A 3,912-nucleotide genomic window follows, 5' to 3' on the forward strand; every position below is an offset into this window, starting at 1 on the left:
GGCAGATGTGGATAAGAGACAGGGTTGCGCCGGGCGCAGGCGACCGCGACCGGATCGACGTCGGCGGCGGCGAGCCAGCGGGGCGCGAGCCGACCGTGCAGCACCACGGCGGCGGCGCCGGAGCCACAGCAGAGGTCCAGCACGGCGGGGGTCGGGCCGGCCACCGCCGCGGCGGCGGAGACCAGCAGGGCGGTACGGCCTCGCGGCACGAAGACGCCGGGGTGGACGGCCACGCGCACGCCGCAGAACTCGGCCCAGCCGAGCAGGTGCTCCAGCGGCAGGCCGGCGACCCGCCGGTCGACCAGGTCGGTCAGCGCCTCGGCCGAGTCGGCGGCGGCGGCGATCAGCAGTTCGGCCTCGTCCTCGGCGTAGACGCAACCGGCGGCGCGCAGCCGGCTGACCAGGGCGGGACGGTCGGGACAGAAGGTGGATGGTGCCATGGAAGCCTCCGGGAACGCTCGTCGGCGCTCCCGACGTCGCCTGCTACCGGCGCGACGTGGACTCGGAGGGGAGCGCCGGTCCTGTCTGGTGGATCGGACTCACCTCCTCCGGTCGGGGCCCGTGCGGGCCGCGGCTGCCCGTACGGGCCGGGGTCACCCTAGCTCAGCCGGCCCGGATCACGCCGCCCGGTTCCGCCGCCGGCCCCTCGGCGAGGCTGGCGTCGAGCGCGGCGGCAATGTCCGACACCAGGTCGGCGGTGTCCTCGACGCCGCAGGAGAGCCGGACGAAGCCGGGGGCGGTGTCGTCGCCCCACTGGGCGCGCCGGTCGGCGGTGGTGTGCAGGCCGCCGAACGAGGTGGCCGCCGCGACCAGCCGGGCGGCGTCGAGAAACCGGGCGACGCGGTCGGCGTCGCCCAGGTCGAAGGAGAGCACCCCGGGCATCCGTCGCATCTGGACCGAGGCCACCGGGTACGCCGGGTCCTCCGGCCGCCCGGGCCAGCGCAGCCCGGTCACATCGGCCCGCCCGGCGAGCAGCCGGGCGAGCGCCTCGGCGTTGGCGGTCTGCCGGGCGAGCCGCAGGTCCAGGGTGGCGAGCGACCGGTGGGCGAGCCAGGCGTCGAAGGCCCCGGGAACGGCCCCGGTGGTGGTCCGCCACGCGGTGATCGGGTCGAGCAGGTCGGCCGAGCGGCCGGCCACGTAGCCGAGGAGCAGGTCGGAGTGCCCGGTCAGCGCCTTGGTGCCGGAGGCCACCACGAGGTCCGCGCCGAGGTCCAGCGGGCGCTGCCCGAGCGGGGTGGCGGTGGTGTTGTCCACCGCGACCAGGGCTCCGGCGGCGTGCGCCCGGGCGGCCAGGTCCGCCACGTCGACCACGTCCAGGCCCGGGTTCGCCGGGGTCTCCAGCAGCACCAGCCGGACGCCCTCGAACGACGGATACGGCCCGGCGGTGGGCGCGAACTGGACGCGTACCCCGATGCCCTCCAGGGTGTCGGTGGCGAAGGCACGCACCGGGAAGTACCCGTCGGCGGGGAGCAGCACGCTGTCGCCGGGGCGCAGCAGCGCCAGCAGCAGCCCGGTGATGGCGGCCTGTCCGCTGGCGAAGACCCGGCAGTCGCCCCCCTCCAGCTCGCCGATGGCCGCCTCGAGCAGCCGTCGGGTGGGGTTGTCCGGCCGGCCGTACCCGTTGGGCGTCGCCGCCGGGCCCTGCCACGGGTCCAGGTGGTACGGCGCGGCGAAGACCGGCCCGGGCAGGAACGGCTCCCCCGGCGCCGGCGCGGGCAGCCCCGCGTGCACGCACCGGGTGCCGTCGTGGAAGTCGGTCATCGCCGCCTCACTCGTACGACTCGGGCTTGGCCGTCCGGCTCATCAGGGCGTCGACGGCGAGGCGGGGGTCCATCCCCTCGTGGCAGATCCGCTCGACCTGCTCGGTGATCGGCATCTCCACCCCGTGCGCCCGGGCGAGGTCGCGGATCGCGAGTGCGCTCTTGACCCCTTCGGCGGTCTGCCGGGTGGCCTTCTGGGCCTGCTCCAACGTGGCGCCCCGGCCCAGGTGCTCGCCGAAGGTGCGGTTGCGGGCCAGCGGGGACGAGCAGGAGGCGACCAGGTCGCCCATGCCGGCCAGGCCGGCGAAGGTGATCGGGTCGGCGCCGAGCGCCACGCCCAGCCGGGCGGTCTCGGCGAGCCCGCGGGTCATCAGCATGGCCCGGGTGTTGTCACCGAAGCCCATCGCGGTGGCGATCCCGTACGACAGGGCGATCACGTTCTTCACCGCGCCGCCCAGCTCGCAGCCGATCACGTCGTCGTTGGTGTACGGCCGGAAGTAGGGCGTCCGGATCGACGACTGCACCAGGGCGGTCCGGTGGCTGTCGGTGCCCGCGACCACGGTGGCGGCCGGCTGCTCGGCGGCGATCTCGGGGGCCAGGTTCGGGCCGGAGACCACCACCACCCGGTCGGCCGGCACCCCGGCGGTTTCCACGATCACCTGGCTCATCCGCTTGGTGGTGCCGAGTTCGATGCCCTTCATCAGGGAGACCAGGGTGGCGTCCGGGTGGATGTGACCGGTCCACTCGGCCAGGTTGCCGCGCAGCGTCTGCGAGGGGACGGACAGGACGACCAGCTCGGCACCGGTGATCGCCTCGGCGGCGTCCCCGGTCGCGGTGACCCGGTCGGGCAGTCGCAGCTCCGGCAGGTAGTCCGGGTTGTGGCGCCGGGTCCGGATCGCGTCGGCGACCGACCGCCGCCGGGCCCAGATGGTCACGTCCCGGCCGGCGTCCGCGAGGATCTTGGCGAACGCGGTGCCCCAGGACCCGGCCCCCAGCACCGCCACATGGCCGGTCATTCCGTCACCTCGGGGGTACGCGCGCTGGCGGGACGTTCCCACAGCGGCGGTGGTGTGCCGCCGCGGATCTCGGCGACCAGGTCACGCAACCGCAGCATGATGGTGTCGGTCATCTCCTCCAGGGTCGCCCGGGTCGGCGTGGCGCCGGCCCAGCGACTGAGGTCGATCGGCGGGCCGGCGACCACGGTGACCGGGATCCGGGGCCGCAGGTTGAAGCGGGCGGTACGCGGGTCGAACATCTTCTCCGGGCCCCACATCGCCACCGGGATCACCGGCGCACCGGTGGCCAGCGCCAGCCGGGCTGCACCGGTCTTGCCCTTCATCGGCCACAGGTCGGGCTCGCGGGTGGTGGTCCCCTCCGGGTAGATCACCACCGCGCCGCCCTCGTTGAGGGCTGCGACCAGCTTGTCCAGCGACTTGACCGCCTCGACCGTGCCGCGCTCCACCGGGATCTGCCGGCACCGGTGCAGGATCCAGCCGATCACCGGAACCCGGAAGACACTCGCCTTGCCCAGGTACTGCGGCCAGCGCCCGGCGTCGTAGATGAAGTGCGCGGCGACCAGCGGGTCGGCGTGCGAGATGTGGTTGGGGACGATGATGATGCCGCCCTCGCGGGGCAGGTGCTCCGCCCCGCGCCAGGTACGCCGGGTCCAGATCCACAACAGCGGCTTCACCAGCGCCACGGCGAACCGTGGCCAGAATCCCAGCCTGCGCCGTGCCACCCTGCCTCCTCGTCCAGCCCCGAGCCATGCACCCCACGCCCCGCGACGAAATCATGCCTGCTCGTCCCGGGTCCGACCAGTGAGGGTACCGCCGCGCAACTGGCAGGATTGTGGCGTGCCTGAGCCGACCTGGACCGTGGTGGTGCCGGTGAAGCGCCTCCACTCGGCGAAAAGCCGCCTGCGGGGCGCGCTGCCGGCCGTACCGCACGAGGAGCTGGCGCTGGCCTTGGCGGCCGACACGGTGCGCGCGGTGCGGGCGTGCGCGGAGGTGGCGGAGGTGCTGGTGGTGACCGACGACCCGTGGGCGGCGGCGGAGCTGGGCGCGGCCGGCGCCCGGATCGTGCCGGACGCCCCCGCCGGCGGGCTGAACGCGGCCTTCCGGCACGGCGCCGCGGTCGCCGCCGGGGGCGTTCC

General features: G+C 74.9%; 4 protein-coding genes and 1 pseudogene. 1 reads left to right on the forward strand and 4 read right to left on the reverse strand.

What is annotated here, in order from left to right; translation table 11 throughout:
- From DKL51_RS15850 to DKL51_RS15865, 4 genes are all read right to left on the reverse strand, one after another.
- Positions 1-440, reverse strand: a 440-nt coding sequence (locus DKL51_RS15850; protein ID WP_148097799.1) for a class I SAM-dependent methyltransferase, incomplete at its 3' end; no start/stop codon positions are given.
- Positions 441-603: 163 nt separating this feature from the next.
- A complete protein-coding gene (locus tag DKL51_RS15855; RefSeq protein ID WP_109946538.1) occupies positions 604-1,761 on the reverse strand; it encodes a cystathionine gamma-lyase in 1,158 nt (385 codons plus the stop codon).
- Positions 1,762-1,768: 7 nt separating this feature from the next.
- Positions 1,769-2,776, reverse strand: a complete 1,008-nt coding sequence (locus DKL51_RS15860) for an NAD(P)H-dependent glycerol-3-phosphate dehydrogenase (protein WP_109946537.1) — start codon at positions 2,774-2,776, stop codon at positions 1,769-1,771.
- Complete coding sequence (locus tag DKL51_RS15865) at positions 2,773-3,498, reverse strand: lysophospholipid acyltransferase family protein (RefSeq protein ID WP_109946536.1); 726 nt, start codon at positions 3,496-3,498, stop codon at positions 2,773-2,775. The genes DKL51_RS15860 and DKL51_RS15865 overlap by 4 nt, the downstream gene beginning before the upstream one ends.
- Positions 3,499-3,613: 115 nt before the next feature.
- Here DKL51_RS15865 and DKL51_RS15870 point away from each other — a divergent pair.
- Positions 3,614-3,912 (forward strand): annotated as a pseudogene (locus DKL51_RS15870) (2-phospho-L-lactate guanylyltransferase); the annotation flags it as partial.

This window comes from Micromonospora globispora (assembly GCF_003857015.1).
Classification (GTDB): Bacteria; Actinomycetota; Actinomycetes; order Mycobacteriales; family Micromonosporaceae; genus Micromonospora; species Micromonospora globispora.